Source organism: Acinetobacter sp. R933-2, assembly GCF_030325485.1.
GTDB lineage: Bacteria > Pseudomonadota > Gammaproteobacteria > Pseudomonadales > Moraxellaceae > Acinetobacter > Acinetobacter sichuanensis.
The window spans coordinates 247,537-263,334 of the sequence record NZ_JACAIJ010000004.1; the positions used below are offsets into that span (position 1 = coordinate 247,537).

26 protein-coding genes and 1 pseudogene are annotated in these 15,798 nt (G+C 39.0%); 20 read left to right on the forward strand and 7 right to left on the reverse strand.

Annotated features, from left to right (window positions below):
• Positions 1–48 precede the first annotated feature (48 nt).
• The 4 genes from HX005_RS06730 to HX005_RS06745 are packed head-to-tail and all read right to left on the reverse strand — an operon-like array spanning position 49 to position 1,779.
• Positions 49–975 carry a PD-(D/E)XK nuclease-like domain-containing protein gene (locus tag HX005_RS06730; protein WP_286376747.1) on the reverse strand — a complete coding sequence of 309 codons (927 nt, stop codon included), beginning with the start codon at positions 973–975 and terminating at the stop codon, positions 49–51.
• The gene (locus HX005_RS06735) at positions 972–1,226 is read right to left on the reverse strand and encodes a hypothetical protein (protein WP_286376748.1); all 255 of its coding nucleotides are present in this window, start codon (positions 1,224–1,226) and stop codon (positions 972–974) included. The genes HX005_RS06730 and HX005_RS06735 overlap by 4 nt, the downstream gene beginning before the upstream one ends.
• Positions 1,223–1,591: a hypothetical protein gene (locus tag HX005_RS06740; protein WP_286376749.1), complete on the reverse strand. Its 369-nt coding sequence runs from the start codon at positions 1,589–1,591 to the stop codon at positions 1,223–1,225. The genes HX005_RS06735 and HX005_RS06740 overlap by 4 nt, the downstream gene beginning before the upstream one ends.
• Before the next feature lie 2 nt (positions 1,592–1,593).
• Positions 1,594–1,779 carry a hypothetical protein gene (locus HX005_RS06745; RefSeq protein ID WP_286376750.1) on the reverse strand — a complete coding sequence of 62 codons (186 nt, stop codon included), beginning with the start codon at positions 1,777–1,779 and terminating at the stop codon, positions 1,594–1,596.
• A gap of 190 nt (positions 1,780–1,969) precedes the next feature.
• Between HX005_RS06745 and HX005_RS06750 the strand changes: the two genes are divergently transcribed.
• Positions 1,970–2,146 carry a hypothetical protein gene (locus HX005_RS06750; protein ID WP_286376751.1) on the forward strand — a complete coding sequence of 59 codons (177 nt, stop codon included), beginning with the start codon at positions 1,970–1,972 and terminating at the stop codon, positions 2,144–2,146.
• On the opposite strand, the gene HX005_RS06755 is transcribed toward HX005_RS06750, so the two are convergent.
• From HX005_RS06755 to HX005_RS06765, 3 genes are all read right to left on the reverse strand, one after another.
• Positions 2,121–2,318 carry a hypothetical protein gene (locus HX005_RS06755; RefSeq protein ID WP_286376752.1) on the reverse strand — a complete coding sequence of 66 codons (198 nt, stop codon included), beginning with the start codon at positions 2,316–2,318 and terminating at the stop codon, positions 2,121–2,123. The genes HX005_RS06750 and HX005_RS06755 overlap by 26 nt on opposite strands.
• Positions 2,319–2,374: 56 nt before the next feature.
• Positions 2,375–2,932: a hypothetical protein gene (locus HX005_RS06760; protein WP_286376753.1), complete on the reverse strand. Its 558-nt coding sequence runs from the start codon at positions 2,930–2,932 to the stop codon at positions 2,375–2,377.
• Positions 2,933–3,088: 156 nt separating this feature from the next.
• Positions 3,089–3,763: a LexA family protein gene (locus tag HX005_RS06765; RefSeq protein WP_286376754.1), complete on the reverse strand. Its 675-nt coding sequence runs from the start codon at positions 3,761–3,763 to the stop codon at positions 3,089–3,091.
• Between the two features lie 126 nt (positions 3,764–3,889).
• Between HX005_RS06765 and HX005_RS06770 the strand changes: the two genes are divergently transcribed.
• The 19 genes and pseudogenes from HX005_RS06770 to HX005_RS06860 all read left to right on the forward strand — a co-directional run bounded on the left by HX005_RS06770 (position 3,890) and on the right by HX005_RS06860 (position 15,796).
• Positions 3,890–4,105, forward strand: coding sequence for a helix-turn-helix domain-containing protein (locus HX005_RS06770; RefSeq protein ID WP_286376755.1), 216 nt, complete (start codon positions 3,890–3,892; stop codon positions 4,103–4,105).
• Between the two features lie 13 nt (positions 4,106–4,118).
• Positions 4,119–4,430, forward strand: a complete 312-nt coding sequence (locus tag HX005_RS06775; protein WP_286376756.1) for a hypothetical protein — start codon at positions 4,119–4,121, stop codon at positions 4,428–4,430.
• Between the two features lie 10 nt (positions 4,431–4,440).
• Positions 4,441–4,716: a hypothetical protein gene (locus tag HX005_RS06780; protein WP_286376757.1), complete on the forward strand. Its 276-nt coding sequence runs from the start codon at positions 4,441–4,443 to the stop codon at positions 4,714–4,716.
• Positions 4,713–5,708, forward strand: a complete 996-nt coding sequence (locus tag HX005_RS06785; protein ID WP_286376758.1) for a replication protein — start codon at positions 4,713–4,715, stop codon at positions 5,706–5,708. Before HX005_RS06780 ends, HX005_RS06785 begins: the two co-directional genes overlap by 4 nt.
• Positions 5,701–6,336 (forward strand): restriction endonuclease, encoded by a 636-nt coding sequence (locus tag HX005_RS06790; RefSeq protein ID WP_286376759.1) that lies wholly within the window; start codon positions 5,701–5,703, stop codon positions 6,334–6,336. Before HX005_RS06785 ends, HX005_RS06790 begins: the two co-directional genes overlap by 8 nt.
• Before the next feature lie 2 nt (positions 6,337–6,338).
• Positions 6,339–6,857, forward strand: a complete 519-nt coding sequence (locus tag HX005_RS06795; protein ID WP_286376786.1) for a RusA family crossover junction endodeoxyribonuclease — start codon at positions 6,339–6,341, stop codon at positions 6,855–6,857.
• A gap of 9 nt (positions 6,858–6,866) precedes the next feature.
• Positions 6,867–7,325 (forward strand): annotated as a pseudogene (locus tag HX005_RS06800) (hypothetical protein); the annotation flags it as partial.
• A 224-nt stretch (positions 7,326–7,549) separates the two neighbouring features.
• On the forward strand, positions 7,550–8,023 hold the full coding sequence (locus tag HX005_RS06805; RefSeq protein ID WP_286376760.1) for a hypothetical protein: 474 nt from the start codon (positions 7,550–7,552) through the stop codon (positions 8,021–8,023).
• A complete protein-coding gene (locus HX005_RS06810) occupies positions 8,013–8,165 on the forward strand; it encodes a hypothetical protein (RefSeq protein ID WP_286376761.1) in 153 nt (50 codons plus the stop codon). Before HX005_RS06805 ends, HX005_RS06810 begins: the two co-directional genes overlap by 11 nt.
• Before the next feature lie 14 nt (positions 8,166–8,179).
• The gene (locus tag HX005_RS06815) at positions 8,180–8,470 is read left to right on the forward strand and encodes a hypothetical protein (protein ID WP_286376762.1); all 291 of its coding nucleotides are present in this window, start codon (positions 8,180–8,182) and stop codon (positions 8,468–8,470) included.
• Positions 8,471–8,535: 65 nt separating this feature from the next.
• Positions 8,536–8,856 (forward strand): hypothetical protein, encoded by a 321-nt coding sequence (locus tag HX005_RS06820; RefSeq protein WP_286376763.1) that lies wholly within the window; start codon positions 8,536–8,538, stop codon positions 8,854–8,856.
• A 2-nt stretch (positions 8,857–8,858) separates the two neighbouring features.
• Positions 8,859–9,038 carry a hypothetical protein gene (locus tag HX005_RS06825; RefSeq protein WP_286376764.1) on the forward strand — a complete coding sequence of 60 codons (180 nt, stop codon included), beginning with the start codon at positions 8,859–8,861 and terminating at the stop codon, positions 9,036–9,038.
• A complete protein-coding gene (locus HX005_RS06830; protein WP_286376765.1) occupies positions 9,039–10,679 on the forward strand; it encodes a portal protein in 1,641 nt (546 codons plus the stop codon).
• Positions 10,676–11,116 carry a Bbp19 family protein gene (locus HX005_RS06835; RefSeq protein ID WP_286376766.1) on the forward strand — a complete coding sequence of 147 codons (441 nt, stop codon included), beginning with the start codon at positions 10,676–10,678 and terminating at the stop codon, positions 11,114–11,116. Before HX005_RS06830 ends, HX005_RS06835 begins: the two co-directional genes overlap by 4 nt.
• A complete protein-coding gene (locus tag HX005_RS06840) occupies positions 11,109–11,789 on the forward strand; it encodes a hypothetical protein (RefSeq protein WP_286376767.1) in 681 nt (226 codons plus the stop codon). The genes HX005_RS06835 and HX005_RS06840 overlap by 8 nt, the downstream gene beginning before the upstream one ends.
• Positions 11,790–11,803: 14 nt before the next feature.
• Positions 11,804–12,706, forward strand: coding sequence for a phage capsid protein (locus HX005_RS06845; protein ID WP_286376768.1), 903 nt, complete (start codon positions 11,804–11,806; stop codon positions 12,704–12,706).
• Positions 12,707–12,770: 64 nt separating this feature from the next.
• Entirely contained in the window at positions 12,771–13,091 is a 321-nt protein-coding gene (locus tag HX005_RS06850) for a Gp49 family protein (RefSeq protein WP_286376769.1), read from the forward strand.
• Between the two features lie 57 nt (positions 13,092–13,148).
• A complete protein-coding gene (locus HX005_RS06855; protein WP_286376787.1) occupies positions 13,149–13,715 on the forward strand; it encodes a phage connector family protein in 567 nt (188 codons plus the stop codon).
• Positions 13,715–15,796: a phage nozzle protein gene (locus HX005_RS06860; RefSeq protein ID WP_286376770.1), complete on the forward strand. Its 2,082-nt coding sequence runs from the start codon at positions 13,715–13,717 to the stop codon at positions 15,794–15,796. The genes HX005_RS06855 and HX005_RS06860 overlap by 1 nt, the downstream gene beginning before the upstream one ends.
• Positions 15,797–15,798: the final 2 nt, after the last annotated feature.

Here is a 15,798-nt window from a genome sequence, read left to right on the forward strand (position 1 = left end):
AATAAAATTCCTTAAATTTGAATAAAACTGTCTTAAAAATGAATAAAATTAGTGAAAATCAGCTTCTAAAGCCTGTTTAAGCATGTAATTCGGTAAGCTGATTTCTTCTAGATCAAGTGAATAGCCGTCCCACTCATTGATAAGTAGAGACTCAGCAAGTAATTCTTTAGCTTTGTTATAGCGATGCTCACCACAACTGATGAAAGTCGGAGAGGCTTTATATTGTTTCGCTAAAAATGGTGCAGTATTTTCACCAACTAGATAAATAAAAGGTGGTTTATCATCAGTGTTGTAGTACTGCTGGAAGCCTTCACGGTACATAGCAGCAGATAGATCGTAGGCATAATTGCCACAGTCTTTTGAGAAACTATGAAAACGTGCGTCTTTAGATGACTTCACATCTAAAATTAAACCATTGGGAAAACGTGAACACGGCACAATGTGATAGTCAGGACGTACACGTAGTTGCAGGTCAAAAACAGGATCTGTAAAGAAGATACTTGCTTCTGCCATGCCATAATTGTTTTGCATTTCTGCATACATGCTTAATGACTTTAAATTGTCAGCAATACGTTGAGCACCAGCCAATTGTTCAACCGTGATAATGATCTTGTGAGCATTTTCAGCGTTAAAAGCATCCCACCATTGCACACGTGCTATAGATTCCTCAGATGGTTTCTTAGCATTACGCATAACGTCTGTAGGTGGCTTTGGTGCATCCTCAGGTAACACAACAAATTCAGCATCAAATTGTTCAGGTTCTAAAAATAGAGTGTGTGCCAATGTGCCAAAATCTAAGTGTTTCTTAGTTTCACGCTCATGTTCTTTAATGATGTTATGAGAATGAAAGTGTGCAGCACTGCGCAATAAATCTTTAAGCTGACTTGAGCTAAATTCAGGACGAGAGTGATATTCATCGTTACTCATTTTCTCAATGAGTTGAGCAGGTGTTGAAAGTTCGATATAAGCATTCATTGGTTAGCTCCCCATTTTTCTGCACAATTGTGTGCGATTAAATTGCCAGCTCCAGTGCGCCAAACAATGCCGTACTCACCATCCATTCTGAAACGTAAGATTTCATCTTGTGCAAGATGGGCATAAACATCAGCACCATTATCTATAAGCCAATTACTAAATTCTTCAACTTGGCTTGGAAATACTGCTACACGTTTTTTATACTGTTTTGTACTGCCATAGCGAGCACGTAGTTTTTTCCAATCGTTCATAAGTAAACCACCGTAAACTGATCACTACTGGTAATTTTCAGCATGTTCAAAGCGTAGAATTTACGCCATTCAAAATATCGTGCTTGTGCATAGGCAACTCTTTTAGCTGCTTTATGATCACGATCTGCATCCCAATATTCGACCCACTGATTACCAATCTTCTCTAAACTTTCTGGTAGATCAAAACTAGGGTCAGCAAGCCAATCCTGTAAAATTTTCCACTCAACTGCTGATAGATCACGAGGTTCTACAGGCTTTTCTAAGGAAAATTCAGGATACGAAAATTCAAAACAACCATTTTCAGCGTCAAACCAAGCAGGGATTTCTACTGGTGCCTGAATTGCGGTTTGCAAAATTAAATTCATGATCAACCCCCAGCCATCGCAACTAATGCAGCAGTGATAGCAAACCAAAACACCAAAGCTATGATTGCAAAAATTGCAAATTCTTTAGTATTGGCAAGGATGATAGATAGACGTGAAGTACGCATTTCAGCAGCGGTCGGCTCTTGATAGAGCTGAGTCGTTTGACTCTTAGTATGTTTTTGTTTCATAATGATCTCGCATTTATGTAACCGCCTCGGGTCTCAAACTTCGGCGGTTTTTTTGTGGGTACGAGATTAATATTAGCAAACCTATATTTATAGTCAATAGGAATACTTATATTTTTATATCTGGATACTAATATTTATGTTTTAATAGACAAAAGAAAACCCACGCTGGGTGGGTTAGATGGAGTTTGTTATGGATAAAGATCAGTTACTAGTATGGCGTAAGGATATTGTTAGTAGAATGCTTTCTACTGGTATTTGCATTGAGCAAATTATTCCAGACGTAATGATGGCAGAAAAGTTTATTATGACAGGAGAACTCCCTAAAGAATTGGAAAAAGATATCAAAACTCAGAATAGCGATTCTTAGTTTTATTCCTAGCATAATCTTTCTCAGCCTCAATAATTTTACTTAAAGCTGTATGAAACTCATCGACCCAAGTATCTGCATTTAGATCAGAATTTGGGTGTTTGTTTGCCATGTAGTCCATTTTACGTTTAGTAATCTCAAGAGCTATTGCTTGTTTAATATCGTTGTTCACTATGTTCTCCACCCGATCTGTTTGAAAGAGCTGCATCGGGTTCGCAGGGTTATTTATTAATTAAATTTGATTGATTTATAAAATGAATCAACTATTTTTTTATCCTTTTCAGAAAAATATCCATCATGATAATTAAGAGTTATTTTTATTAAATTATTGTTATGTATAAGGAGTGAGCTGTTATCAAAAGAGCTTTTTAAACCATCGTCAATGATGAAGGTATATCTAAAAACATCTTTATCACTTATTTTAGCTTTACCACTTTTAAGCATTTCTATTTTAGCACTTGGCATTATATCTGATGCCATTTTTTGAGATACAGTATCTTTTTCAGACATTAAATAATTAATAAAATCCGAGTTGGATTTAGTATATTTGTCTGACCTATCAACTGGAACTATATCAATCGATATCATTACCTGATTTTCACATTCTGTACAAACCAAACCAAACCCAGTAGGAGTTTTTTGAGAGCTCCACCCTTGTGTATTATAGGTAATACTCTCATTTTGTTCGACTTTCGAACATGCTGTTATTAAAAAAATCACAGTTAAGCAAATAAAATATTTCATGATGCGAACCCCAACCACTTTAAGAGCCAATAAATAGGCCATATTTCTGCTAGAAAAAAATTAATAGGTACTATAATTATCCAATTCCACCAATTATAATTAGTATCATCAAAGAACATTAAATAGATTAGTGTAGCGAGGCTACCTAACTGCCATAGGATAAAAAGTATTACTTCTTTGCTCATTATTTATCTCAACTTAATATCTGTATCTTCTTAAATGCTGAACAAGAACACCTATTATTCGTATATCGTGATCCCTTGAAGAAAGCTTTGGAAAATCAGGATTTAAAGGTACAAGCTCAAATTCATCTCGCCCAAACTCATCATAACCAGTAACTCTATATTTCTTGAAAGTAGATTCATTTCCACCATTCTGCGCAACTACATAAGATCCTGGTTTAGGCGCTAAAGCTGCATCTATAACTAATTCATCGCCTGGCATAAACTCAGGTGCCATACTCATTCCATCAACTTCAACACTAAATACATCTTTAGGCCTTGGTGTTTCATAAGTTGTATAAGTTTCACCTTTAGCATTGATTCCGTCATAGCAAGATTCATGAAACAGACCAGCTTGAACAAAATCAAGAACAGGAATTTTATAAAGTTTTCTGCCATTTATTTTTATATTTGAAAACTCAGACTCTTCTGTTTTTTCATTTTTACTTAACATTTCACCTTTACCAGTTTCCAACCAGTAGAGATCCACATTTAAGTATCTAGCAATAGCTGGCAGAAATGTAGATGACGTAATTAAGCCACTTTCAAGTTGACTCAACGTTGGTTGAGTAATACCAACACTTTCAGCTACATCTTTTTGTGATTTTTTAGCATTCTTACGAGCTAATTTTAATCGATCTTTGAGTTCCATAATTACACCAATAATTTTTTTTCATTTTATTAGATAGCCTATAGGTAAACAAATTAGTTTACCTATTGAATAAAAATAGGAATACTAATATTATTTGGTATATACCTATATTTTGAGCTATCCATTATGTCTAAAGTCATTTATCAAGAATTAATCAACTACTTTGGCAGTCAAGTTGCTACTGGAAAAGCTATTGGTGTTAGCCAACCAACGGTATGTGGTTATGTGACTGACCGTTGGAATATGACCCCAATCGTAGCAATGCGTGCAGAAGCAGCGACAAAAGGTAAATTTAAAGCCGTGGATTTATGTCCAGCTCTAAAAACTGTCGTTTTAGGTTAGGGGTAAAAGCCTTATGTCTGAAAAACTCACAGATAGCATTACATTCAAATGTACATATGAAGAAAAAAGAGAATTTGAAGCTATCGCATTAGCTGAGAAATCTGACATTTCTAAATTAAGTCGTGTGTGCATGAAGAAGAAAATCCAAGAGGTTCGTGAATACCTCCATTCTCTCCAATCTTTTGCATGTCTTACCACAGATACAAGAGATACGTTTGAGCTTACAGCTCCTTTACGTGATGTCACCCCAAAAACCACAGGCACAAAAAAAGCTCATCTGTGCGACCAGTTGAGCTTGATTTGCCATACCAATGAATTGATATGAGGAACTACCGATGACCAATGTATCACAGACAAAAGAATTGGCAAAAGAAAAATTGCCAAAGTATATCGAAACAGAACTGGGCAAAGAAAAACTTTGCATTGAGTGCCAAGAGTATTGGCCACTGGACGAGGAATTTTGGTGGACACGTAAGAACAAGTCCATCAAAGACCCAAACGGCGTTAAATATGAAGCAGCTTGTAAAGGTTGTTACAACGTCCGCTATCGCCCTGGTCATGTTAAAGGCACATACAAAGTTAAATCACAGCATGAGAAGGTGGCAGCATGAGTATTGCAGAAGTAATTCCATTTCGCGCGCCTGATCCGCAAATTGAAGAGGTAATTGTGGATACAGAAGATAAGAACGACGGTTATACACCGTTGCCTAACTTCATCTGTGATGAGGGGTATTTAGCAGCCTTAGGCGGTGATGCTGTTAAATGCTTAATTTTCTTGAATCGTCATATTATTGGCTTTCATATCGAAAATAAATCAATGAGTGAAGATACTGTAGTACTGATTACAGGTATCAAAGATAAGCGCACGATTAGAAAATGTATGGCCGAATTGGCAAGGTTTAATTTAGTCACAATTGAGAAAGAGGATGGCAAGAAGAACACTTATTTTTTACATTTTGAAAGTCGAATATCACCAAAAGCAGTAGCATCACATGTACCCACTTTAAGTGATAAAGCAGTTAAAATTAAACCAAAAGCAGTAGCATCACATGTTACTGCTTTTAATGAACCAGTAGCATCACATGTCACTACACCAGTAGCATGTGATGTACCCACCACCAGTGACATGGCATGTCACCCGTTAAAAGAAATAGATTTAAAAGAAAATATTAAAAAAGATGAAGAGGAAGCGCAGGCGAAATTTCAGGCTCAAAATCGTCAGTTAAATTTTGTTCAGTACCACACCGATGACCGAACACAAATTTCATTTCCTGAGCTCTGCAAAAAATATTCAGCTCAAATCGATTTTCAGGATCAAGCACGAGTTAGTTTTCCTGATCACTCACCAAACCGCATTTTTGAAAATCTCAAAAAAATGGCGCAATGGTCTTTGGACAAATCAAATCACACACCGCAAAAATGGATGACGATCTGGCTAGACACGTTCATGAAAAACCTACCAAGTGATTCAGAACTCGCAGCAGCCGAAGCACGTAAACAACAAAAATCTCAATCTCAAACGCCTAAGGCTGAAAAACAAAAACGTGTCAGCCGATTTGGAAAATATTTAAAACCACAGCAAGGGGAGATCTACGATGTTTGAAGTTCAGCAGTACCAGCAAGCACTTGAACAAACCGTCACTTTCCCGATCGAAGTTGCTCAGCAGATCCTTGGGGTCATCGAGGCAGTATTTGGGGCAGATTTTGAACGTGTCCATGGTGCAACCGATATCGAAATTTTGATTGAAACGTTTCGTGTGGTTTTGGATGGACTTACTCCAGCACAGCTTGCCAACGGCATCAAAAACATGCGTAGTGAAAAATGGTGTCCAACGCTTTCTGAGTTCAGACGTTTGTGTTTGCAGGATGATTCTTGGTGGACAGCGGAAATGGCTTGGGCAATGGCACTGAATTGGAAAAAGGACAACACCAAACCAATCACAAATTTGACAAGAAAAACATTGTTCGAAGTGTCTGAAATCCTTACAACACAAGGGCAGAAGGCAGCATACAAGCCGTTTATCGAAACGTATGAATTTAATTTACGTGAAGCGAAAAAACAGAATCGTACGCAACTCATGTGGGTTAGACCTGATCGTACAAATAGTGAGGAAAAACAAAAGGAATTTGAGGAAAAACAAAAGGAAAGATCTAGAACAGTATCACCAATGCCAGCGAATCTAGCAGCACAAGTTGAGTTGATTTACAAACGTGCAGGGAAAGTATCATGACAATGCGTTGGAGCGAACAAATGCTAGAAGCGCATTTAAAAGCGCACAGAAATAGGTCTAATCTCTCGAAATTTCGACTTAAAAGCGAAAACGATGCAAAGGTACAGCAAGCTAGGAAAGATATCGTACAAGCGAAATTAGAGCCAAATACGGAATATGACAAAAATCAAGTTTTGTTCTGTGAAGTGGCAGCAACACCACCGTCTGTAAATCACTATTGGGAGAGAAATGGCAAAGGAATGAAATTAACGGATAGAGCAAGGCAATTTCACGCTGTGATGATGGCTCTTGTACCAGCTTTAAGGTTGTCATCACGTTTGAAGCTAGAAATTGTTTTTCACTTTCCTGATCGTAAACGTAGAGACATAGATAACCCACTTAAAGCAACGATCGACAGCTTAGTGAAGTGTGGATTTTGTGATGATGATGAGCAGTTTGATGAGCAGTTTGATGAGCTGATTGTTAAACGTGGTGCGGTCGTAAAAGGCGGTCTTATTCGCTTAAAAGTCTGGGAATTATAGGGGGTGAGGATGTCTGTAGTTACAACTAGAGGTAATGGCTTTTTTGAAATTTTAGGTGGAGAGAAAGGTACAACACAAGCGTCTGTGTATGAATATTCGAACTCTCCTCGCGCGCGCGCACGTTTTGTTGCTGCACGTAAACAAGCTAAGGCTTTCATTGTCAAAAAACGTGGCTACAGATGTCCTGACTTCAACCGAATTATCCTGGATCTTCGTAACTTGGGTTGGTCACACGAAAAGATAGCGCATGTACTAGATGTTTCAAGCGCTTCAACTGTGTCAGCTTGGTCAACAGGTACAAAGCCATTTTATGAAAATGGTGAGCAGCTCATCATGCTATGGCAAGAGCAAACAGGCATTGATCGATATCCACGTGAAGATGAGTGGCTCACATATAAATACAAGGTTGGTCAATTGGATCTATTAAACATATTGGATGGTGTGATTGAGCAGCTGGACGATGCTTTAGCTATGCCAAAAATTAATCATAATGAATATAAACATGGTGATCTTGTTGTGTATACGGTTGGTCAGCCAGTACTTCTTAGAGTTCACAAGAATCACGATATTGTACTTGTTAGTAAGTTTGGATCATCAATGCCACCAAACGCGCCGTCAGCACAGATCCGTAAAGCAACTAAGAAAGAAATTGTGTATGCAATCAGGAAGTGGAGAGAGAAGGAAATTAGGAAATGACAACTATAAACAACTTGATTGAAGATGTTGGTGGGATTGATTTCCCAATTGAATTGGCAATAGGAATGCTTCAAGCAGAAAGCAAAAGATTGGAGTTGGGTTTAAAAAGCTCAAAGAGGAATGAAACCAAAATGACTAAATTTGAGCAGTGGTTCACTGATTATCACAACAACAATGAAGCTTATGCTGAAACAATCGCAAGGGATGCTTTTGAGGTAGGTCAGCAATCAAGACAGGCTGAGATTGACCTGCTTCAACAATATAACGATGACTTGGCGAGAGGTCAGTGTTGTCTGTATAGAGAGTTGAAAGAGAGAGATAAGCGGATTGAAACAGTATTGAAAATGCTAGAAGGTGATTTGAAATACGTTGAGCAAGATCGACGTGAAAATTTTGAATTTCTGCAAATGGCAATGATTCGTTGCTTGAAAGATGACATAAAACGCCTGCGAGGTGATGATGCCACCTGACACCACTCACATCGAACATGACGGCACATATTGGATGCAAACCAGTAGCAACGAATGGTACTGGTGGCGTGAGGGTTGGGGGTGGTGTCAGTATGTTGGATCTAAACCTAAAAGTTTTTATGATAAGTTTAAAACGATTTAACAAGAGAGTAATTCATGAAAATTTGCATAAGCACACCGACTAAAGAAGCATTTGATCAGGCTCAACTTGCATGCTTTAAGCATGGTTGGGATTGGGAGTCGGCAGGAAGTGATTATATTGAGTTCGGCAGTAATGAATGGAAAACTGAACCTGAATTTGTTTTAAATGATGATTGTTGGCATGAAACAGTTAGTCATTTGTGCGTAATCGATAAAACACTATGTATTTCTTATGTTGAAGATGGTGATCCAGTAGAAGATGGCTTTGAATTAAAAACAATTGAAGAATTAAAACTCATCAAATAATCACCCAACCAAAGCTAACTACTCACTCTGCAAACTAGCCCTATCACAACGATGGGGCTTTTTTTATGGCACGTACTCTTAAAACACCGGGCGAAACCACCACTACAGAAACCGAAGTAGATACATCAAATGTACCTACATTGGATGCAGCTACATTAAATGCTACTACTTCCGAAACAGAAGCAGAGCAAGCCAAACCAGAAACCACTACTTCTGAAACCGAAGTAACAGCATCAAGTTACCTTCTTAAACAGATCCTCAATAATCAGGCTCGTATCGAAAAGAAAATTGACTCCTTGATCAAAGCAGGGGGTATCGAATCCCTTGTACCTAAAAAGCAAAAGTGGGTACAGGGTAAACATGGCATGGAATTACAGGACGTTTGATTATGTGTGGCGGAAAAGTCGTTAAACAAGATCCTGAGGCAGACGCAAAGAAAGCAGCAGAAGAAGCTGCAATCAAAACCAATGCTAAGACTGCACAGCGTAATAAGTCACTTAGTCAATCAGTGCTTGCAAGTTCTGATACAGCTCAACCAAAACAGAAAACAACCTTAGGCGGTGGCTAAATGAATTTGACTGTTCAGATGTGCCAACGGCACGGACAAATGAAACTGCAACGATCAATGCACGAAGCTCATTGGCGTGAATGCTATAAGTTTGGTGCACCTGAGCGTCAGCAAAGTTTTGATGGTGGAGAGGTCAACTCAACACGTGAAACTGAACGCGCTGATATATACGATTCCACTGCTTCTGAGTCTGTTCAGTTGCTTGTTGCTTCAATTATGTCGGGTGTCACTCCGTCAAATGCGCTTTGGTTTAAAGCTGTGCCTGATGGTGTGGACGACATTACAGAAGTGACAGAGGGTGAACGTTGGCTTGAAGCGGTCTGTCAATTTATGTGGCGCAATATTCACGCTGCAAACTTTGATAGTGAAGCACCTGAAACCGTAACTGATGTGACCGTGGCAGGTTGGGGTGTTCTTTTTGTTGATATTGATCGTGAAGCTGGCGGTGGTTATGTCTTTGAGTCTTGGGCTATTGGTGATTGTTTTCTAGGTTCAAGCCGTGCCGATGGAATGGTAGATACAATTTATCGTGAACACATGATGACTTGTGAGGCAATTATCAACGAATACGGCGAAAAGAATTGTCATCACTCAATCTTAGAAGCTGCTAAACGTAATCCTGAAGAGCGTTTTAGAGTTCTGCATGTGATTAAACCAAGAAAAGTTAAAGGCGCAGGGCAGCTTAGTAAAGATATGCCTTTCGCTTCATATCACATTGATCTCAATAATAAACACATGATGAAAGAATCAGGGTTCCACGAATTCCCATGTGCTTGTCCACGTATGCGCCGAATCCCTAATTCAGTCTATGGTAAGGGGCAAATGACAGTCGCTTTACCTGATGCAAAGTCTGTAAATCATCTCATGCGCAAAACGCTTGAATCTGCAGATCTTGCAATTGCTGGTATGTGGATCGCAGAAGATGACGGCGTACTCAATCCGCATACAGTCCGTATTGGTCCCAAGAAAATCATTGTGGCAAACAGTGTTGATTCAATGAAGCGTTTGGATGATGGATCTAATTTCCAAGTATCTGAGCTGCTTTTAGATCGCTTGCAAGGTGGTATTCGTAAAAAGCTTATGGCTGATCAGTTGCCACCGATCGGAACACAGCAAATGACAGCGACTGAGATTAATACACGTGTTGCAATTATTCGTCAGATGCTAGGTCCTTTGTATGGACGTTTCCAATCTGAGTACCTGATTCCACTTTTAGACCGTTGCTTTGGTTTAGCGTTGCGTTCAGGCGTTTTAGGCAATCCACCACAAGAGCTTCAAGGACGCAATCTTTCATTCAAGTTCATGTCACCAATGGCACGTTCACAACAAATGGAAGAAGTTGTGGCAACTGAACAATACATTGCAAGTATTGCCAATGCTGCACAAATCGATAACACAATTTTAGACAACGTTAACTTTGATGCAGCAGCTCAAGTCATGGCAACAGGGCGAGGTGTACCAGCAGCTATTTTAAGAAGTGCCGAAGAAATTCAAGATCTACGCAAAGCACGTCAAGAAGCTCAGGAAAAACAAGCTGAAATGAAACAGCAACAAGCCATGCAGCAAATAGCAGGTCAAGCAATGGCAAAGGGTATTGAAGGGCAAATGGCACAGCAAATGGGTACTGAGGTGATGCAATGATTTATTTCTTAATTGTCTTGGTACTTATCTTTGCAATAGCAACTGTGATCTGTGGTCTTGGTTGGTTAGAGGCTCATCGAGGGTTAGAAGAGGAACGCTTAGTGAATCATCGAATCAAAGAAGATGCACAGAATGTAGGTACATCAAATGACACCACTTCTGTTTCAGAAGTGGAAACAGGTCATCAAATTAAGCGCAAGTTTTATCGAAAGCCTACCGCGGAAACATATCGAAATGTCTTTGATTTTGACATTAACGGACAACGAATTTTAGAAGATCTAACCAACGTATTTTGTCGATCGACTTATGTACGTGGTGGTCAAGATGCAGAACGAGAGTCTTGTTATAGAGCTGGGCAATCGTCCGTTGTAAACCATATTTTGGCAAAAATTAATCAAGCCAATGATCCAAACTTTAAGGAACAATCAGATGACTGATGAAAATCAAAACACAGATACACAAAACACTTCAACAGATGAAACTACTCAAACAAGTTTGTTAGGTGGGCAATCAGATCAAGATCAGGGCAACAATGATCAAAGCCAAACAGAAACAAATACAACATCAACCGCACCTGAGTCGATTGACGGTTATAACGTGGAAGTCGAAGGCTTTGACTTTGAAGAATTTAAAGCAATTGAAGAAAATCAGGCATTTTTAGAACGCGCACGTGAAGCAGGTTTAAGTAATGAAAGCCTGAATTTCTTGCTAAAGGAATATAACGACATTATTCCAGGGCTGATGGAAGCCAATGCACATTTAGACAATGAAGCATGCGTACAGGCAATGACTGATGTATGGGGTAATGAGACACAAGCCAATTTTGGTTTTGCACAAGCTGCTGCAAACAATGCAATTCAAAACGGCATCTTAACGTCAGAAGAAGTCAACAGCGCAGCCTTTGGAAATAATCCAGCCGTACTCAAAGCTATGGCGTATTTCGGTCAGCAACTTGGGGAAGATCTACCCCCTCAAAACACACAAGCAAACACAGCTACCAACCTATCAGAATTGATGTCATCGGAAGCTTATTTAGATTCGTCTCATCCTGAGCATAAACGGGTTGCAGCACAAATCGAAGCTCATTACGCAAAATCATATAAAGATTAAAGAGGTAAAAAATTATGTCTCAAGATTTCGCAACAAATAAAGGGATGCTTACATCAGCTTTTAAGCGTCAGTTTCATGATACGTTTGATATTCTTTGTGCTCAAACAGAGAGTGTCTTACAAGGAACGGTAAAGGATCGCGGTGTAATTCAAGGTGCATCTTTTACGATTAACGATATGGGTACTGTTGAAATGAAAAAATCAACAGGTCGTTTCCAAGATACTGATTGGTCTATTCCTGAATCTGGTACACGTCTAGCTCTAATGGAAGACTATGATTTATTTGTACCAATTGAACCCAAAGATGCCCCAAAGTTATCAGCACGCCCTGACGATAGTTATATGCGACTTTGCTTGCAAGCGGAACACAGACAACGTGATCGTACAATTTACGCTGCTTTAGGCGCATCAATTAATCGAAAAATTGTAGATGGTGAAACATATACACCAACTCCATTACCTGCGACACAAATCATCGGTGCAAGCGCATTACCATTTAATAAAGCAAAGCTAGCACGTGCACGTGCATTATTCCGAAAAAATCATGTTGATAAAGATCATGAGCTTTACATGGTGTATGACAGCAATATGCTTGAGCAGATCCTTGTAGATGAGACATTAACCAAATGGGATAAGGATACGATTCAAGCCATTCAGGATGGTGATGTTGCTAAAAAGTGGGGTGGCTTCATTTGGTTGCCATATGAAGAGTTAGCGGATGGTGCAACACCTGTAACAACAAAGCGTACATTTGCATATGCGAAAGGTGGTGTTCATTTTGGTCGCGTATCAATTAATGACTTCGATATCACTGTTCGTGGTGATAAGAAAAACGTTAAGCAAATTGGTGGCATCACTTCTTATGGTGCTGGTCGTGCCAATGAGCAAAAAGTCGTTGCAATTGATTTTGTAGTCTAAGTTTTTGCTCTGCATCTTCGGGCGAGGTGCAGGGCTTTTTTATTATTTAAGATAGGAAAGTAAAATGATTAAAGGTATTACAGAACAAGAGTTAGCAGCAAAAGCAGTAGCACCGCGTGTAACTGCTGATCAAATTAATGCATTAATGGAACGTGTAACATTTGTTCCTGTTATGCAGCCAGGTGGTACAACTTCAACATTTGTACATGCATTTCTTGATGGTAGTTTCTTTTTAGCTACTGGTTTTAGTGCGTGTGTAAATAAAGCAAATTTTGATGAAGAAATCGGCTTCCATATGGCACGTGATGACGCATATAAAAAAGCGAAATCTAAGCTGTGGGAATTAGAAGGTTATCGTTTGTTTGCTTCTCAGAACAAGCTTTAACACCCAACCGAACCACATTAAATCCCAGTCATGATGTTCAAAATGATTGGGATTTTTATTATGTCTACAAAAGTATCTATCTGTAATGAAGCGCTGAACTTGATTGGATCACAGTCGATCATTTCATTTGATGAAGCAAGTCACAGTGCCAGACGTTGTGCAACTCTTTATGATCAAACGCGCAAGACATTGCTACGAATGCATCCATGGTCGTGTGCTAAAAAACGGATTCAACTCGCACCAACTTCAACTTATCCAAGCTTTGGTTATTCAAATGCATTTGTCCTACCTAAAGATTTTATTCGCTTGATTGATGCAGGTACAAAAGAGTTTGAAATTGAAAATCGACACATCTTGGCGAACACAAATATCATTAATTTGGTCTATGTTTTTGATAATGATAATGAGCAAACATGGGATTCATTGCTCACTGAAAGCATGGTTTATTACATGGCTTCAAAATTAGCCAAAGCAACAACAGGTAGCAATTCAGAAGCTGATAGTGCTTGGCAAAGGCTTCAAGTGACATTAAAACAAGCACGTGCAATCAATGGTCAAGAACGACCAAGTCAAAGCTTTAGTGATGATTACGACAGCACTTCATTAATTGGAGTGCGCTACTAATGCCTAAATACAGCCTAATTAAAAATAATTTTAGCTCTGGTGAGTTGTCACCAATTTTAAGCACTCGAACCGACGTGGCGCAGTATTCTAATGGTGCACGTACACTTTTGAATGTTATTCCATTGATTGAAGGTGGAGTAAAGAAAAGACCAGGTACATATCTTCGCTCAATTATGGATGGTGCTAAACGACTGTTACCTTTTGTCAGCACATCAAAAGATGCTTACTTAATCATTCTGAAAGAAAAACAATTGTTGGTGTACAACCCTAAAACTAACACGATCATTAAAACACTCACTACACCTTATTTAGCTGCTGCAACTTTAGAGCTGCATTATGTGCATACACGTTATGTCATGTACTTTACACATCAATCGTACCCAGTCCATTTGCTTGAATGTTCAGAGGACTTTACGAATTGGGAATTTCGGGCGATGTCGTTTGATATTCCCCCAATTGATGAGGTTACTACTACACCAAACGTTGCACTAACACCAAGTGATAAAGAATTAGGGATGACGATTTCTTTGATTGCTGCTGAATATCCAACTTGGTCGAATACTGTGACTTATTTTCAGAATGACCGTGTGATTTATGCAAACAAAACATGGCGTGCAGTCACTGATAATACCAACTCAGCACCAACAGCGAGCAATGTGAATTGGGATGAGGTGACAGGATCAGAAGCGAATGTATTCACCAATGCACATCTAGGTGCAATTATTGAAATTAATGGCGGTCATGTACGTATCACTGAAGTTGTTAACTCTGGAAACGTTATGGGTGAGGTTGTTGTTGAATTAACTGCAGTCGTTCAAGCAATTGCAAAATCATGGGTGCTTAAAACCGCAGCATTTAACGCAACTTTAGGTTATCCAAAGTGCTGTACTTACTTTAAGCAGCGTCTAGTTTTTGCAAATACTCGAAAGTTCCCCAATAAAATTTGGTTCAGCCGTATTGGTAACACAACCAACTTCTTAGAAACAACTGACGATGCTGATGCATTTAGTGTCGTTTCATCTTCCGACCAGTCTGATTCAATCACATTCCTAGTGCCACAAAAGGGATTGGTAGCTCTGACAAGTGGTGCAGAATTTCTCATTGGATCTGAGGGAGTATTATCACCAACAACTGTGCAAATTGATGAAAATACAGCTTATGGCGCATATCCTTTAACACGCCCTTGTCGAGTGGGTAATGAGATTTTATTTGTACAGCGTGGCGGTGAACGTTTACGTGCATTGTCATATCGATATGAAGTTGACGGACTGGTATCACCTGAGGTGAGTGCAGTCGCTGGGCATATTGGTGAAACGCATAAAGGGATAAGTGAAGCAACGTATCAGCAAGAACCTGAATCGCTTGTATGGTTGGTTTTGGGTGACGGCAAAGTTGCCAGTATTACATTCAATCGAGAGCAAGAAGTAATTGCTTGGGCACAACATGATTTTGGTGGTACAGCACTATCAATGTGTTCAATCCCGACAGAGTTAGGCTCAGATTATTGTTATATGTTGATCAATCGTAAAGGTAAGGTAGTGTTAGAAGAGTTGTCTTTTAATGCATATACTGACTGCCAACGTACAATAACAATGACGGGTGATACTTTTGATAATCTACAATATAACTTTCTTGAAAATTTAGCTATTTATCAATCTTCAAATACTTTTCAGTTCTATATTGATTATAAGAAAAACGGTGACAAGTACACGTTAAATCACATCATTGATAAAACTCAAAAAACATATTATGTCGGGCAAGGGTTTACTTCCGAAGTTGATTTATTTCCACCTGAACTGACTCAAGTACCACAATCATCTTTATCGAATAAAGCAAAAATACAGTGCGTTTGGCTTTTCTTTTATAAGACACAAGCACCAATACTAAACGACAATATTTTAGAACTTTATAAATTCCCTGAATCCCCTATGAACTCGCAAAAACCTTTCACTGGTCGGCATTTGTATGAGGGAGGAGACTGGTCAGATCTCTATGACGTAAAACTCACGATAACACACGACAAACCGTTGCCATTTCATCTGCAAGCTATAGCTATCGATATTTCAATCAATGAGCGTTAGTC

Coding starts and splice junctions, on each gene's coding strand:
- HX005_RS06730 (WP_286376747.1), bottom strand. CDS start 975: ATGAATGCTTATATCGAACTTTCAACACCTGCTCAACTCATTGAGAAA.
- HX005_RS06735 (WP_286376748.1), bottom strand. CDS start 1,226: ATGAACGATTGGAAAAAACTACGTGCTCGCTATGGCAGTACAAAACAG.
- HX005_RS06740 (WP_286376749.1), bottom strand. CDS start 1,591: ATGAATTTAATTTTGCAAACCGCAATTCAGGCACCAGTAGAAATCCCT.
- HX005_RS06745 (WP_286376750.1), bottom strand. CDS start 1,779: ATGAAACAAAAACATACTAAGAGTCAAACGACTCAGCTCTATCAAGAG.
- HX005_RS06750 (WP_286376751.1), top strand. CDS start 1,970: ATGGATAAAGATCAGTTACTAGTATGGCGTAAGGATATTGTTAGTAGA.
- HX005_RS06760 (WP_286376753.1), bottom strand. CDS start 2,932: ATGGCCTATTTATTGGCTCTTAAAGTGGTTGGGGTTCGCATCATGAAA.
- HX005_RS06765 (WP_286376754.1), bottom strand. CDS start 3,763: ATGGAACTCAAAGATCGATTAAAATTAGCTCGTAAGAATGCTAAAAAA.
- HX005_RS06770 (WP_286376755.1), top strand. CDS start 3,890: ATGTCTAAAGTCATTTATCAAGAATTAATCAACTACTTTGGCAGTCAA.
- HX005_RS06775 (WP_286376756.1), top strand. CDS start 4,119: ATGTCTGAAAAACTCACAGATAGCATTACATTCAAATGTACATATGAA.
- HX005_RS06780 (WP_286376757.1), top strand. CDS start 4,441: ATGACCAATGTATCACAGACAAAAGAATTGGCAAAAGAAAAATTGCCA.
- HX005_RS06785 (WP_286376758.1), top strand. CDS start 4,713: ATGAGTATTGCAGAAGTAATTCCATTTCGCGCGCCTGATCCGCAAATT.
- HX005_RS06790 (WP_286376759.1), top strand. CDS start 5,701: ATGTTTGAAGTTCAGCAGTACCAGCAAGCACTTGAACAAACCGTCACT.
- HX005_RS06795 (WP_286376786.1), top strand. CDS start 6,339: ATGCGTTGGAGCGAACAAATGCTAGAAGCGCATTTAAAAGCGCACAGA.
- HX005_RS06805 (WP_286376760.1), top strand. CDS start 7,550: ATGACAACTATAAACAACTTGATTGAAGATGTTGGTGGGATTGATTTC.
- HX005_RS06810 (WP_286376761.1), top strand. CDS start 8,013: ATGCCACCTGACACCACTCACATCGAACATGACGGCACATATTGGATG.
- HX005_RS06815 (WP_286376762.1), top strand. CDS start 8,180: ATGAAAATTTGCATAAGCACACCGACTAAAGAAGCATTTGATCAGGCT.
- HX005_RS06820 (WP_286376763.1), top strand. CDS start 8,536: ATGGCACGTACTCTTAAAACACCGGGCGAAACCACCACTACAGAAACC.
- HX005_RS06825 (WP_286376764.1), top strand. CDS start 8,859: ATGTGTGGCGGAAAAGTCGTTAAACAAGATCCTGAGGCAGACGCAAAG.
- HX005_RS06830 (WP_286376765.1), top strand. CDS start 9,039: ATGAATTTGACTGTTCAGATGTGCCAACGGCACGGACAAATGAAACTG.
- HX005_RS06835 (WP_286376766.1), top strand. CDS start 10,676: ATGATTTATTTCTTAATTGTCTTGGTACTTATCTTTGCAATAGCAACT.
- HX005_RS06840 (WP_286376767.1), top strand. CDS start 11,109: ATGACTGATGAAAATCAAAACACAGATACACAAAACACTTCAACAGAT.
- HX005_RS06845 (WP_286376768.1), top strand. CDS start 11,804: ATGTCTCAAGATTTCGCAACAAATAAAGGGATGCTTACATCAGCTTTT.
- HX005_RS06850 (WP_286376769.1), top strand. CDS start 12,771: ATGATTAAAGGTATTACAGAACAAGAGTTAGCAGCAAAAGCAGTAGCA.
- HX005_RS06860 (WP_286376770.1), top strand. CDS start 13,715: ATGCCTAAATACAGCCTAATTAAAAATAATTTTAGCTCTGGTGAGTTG.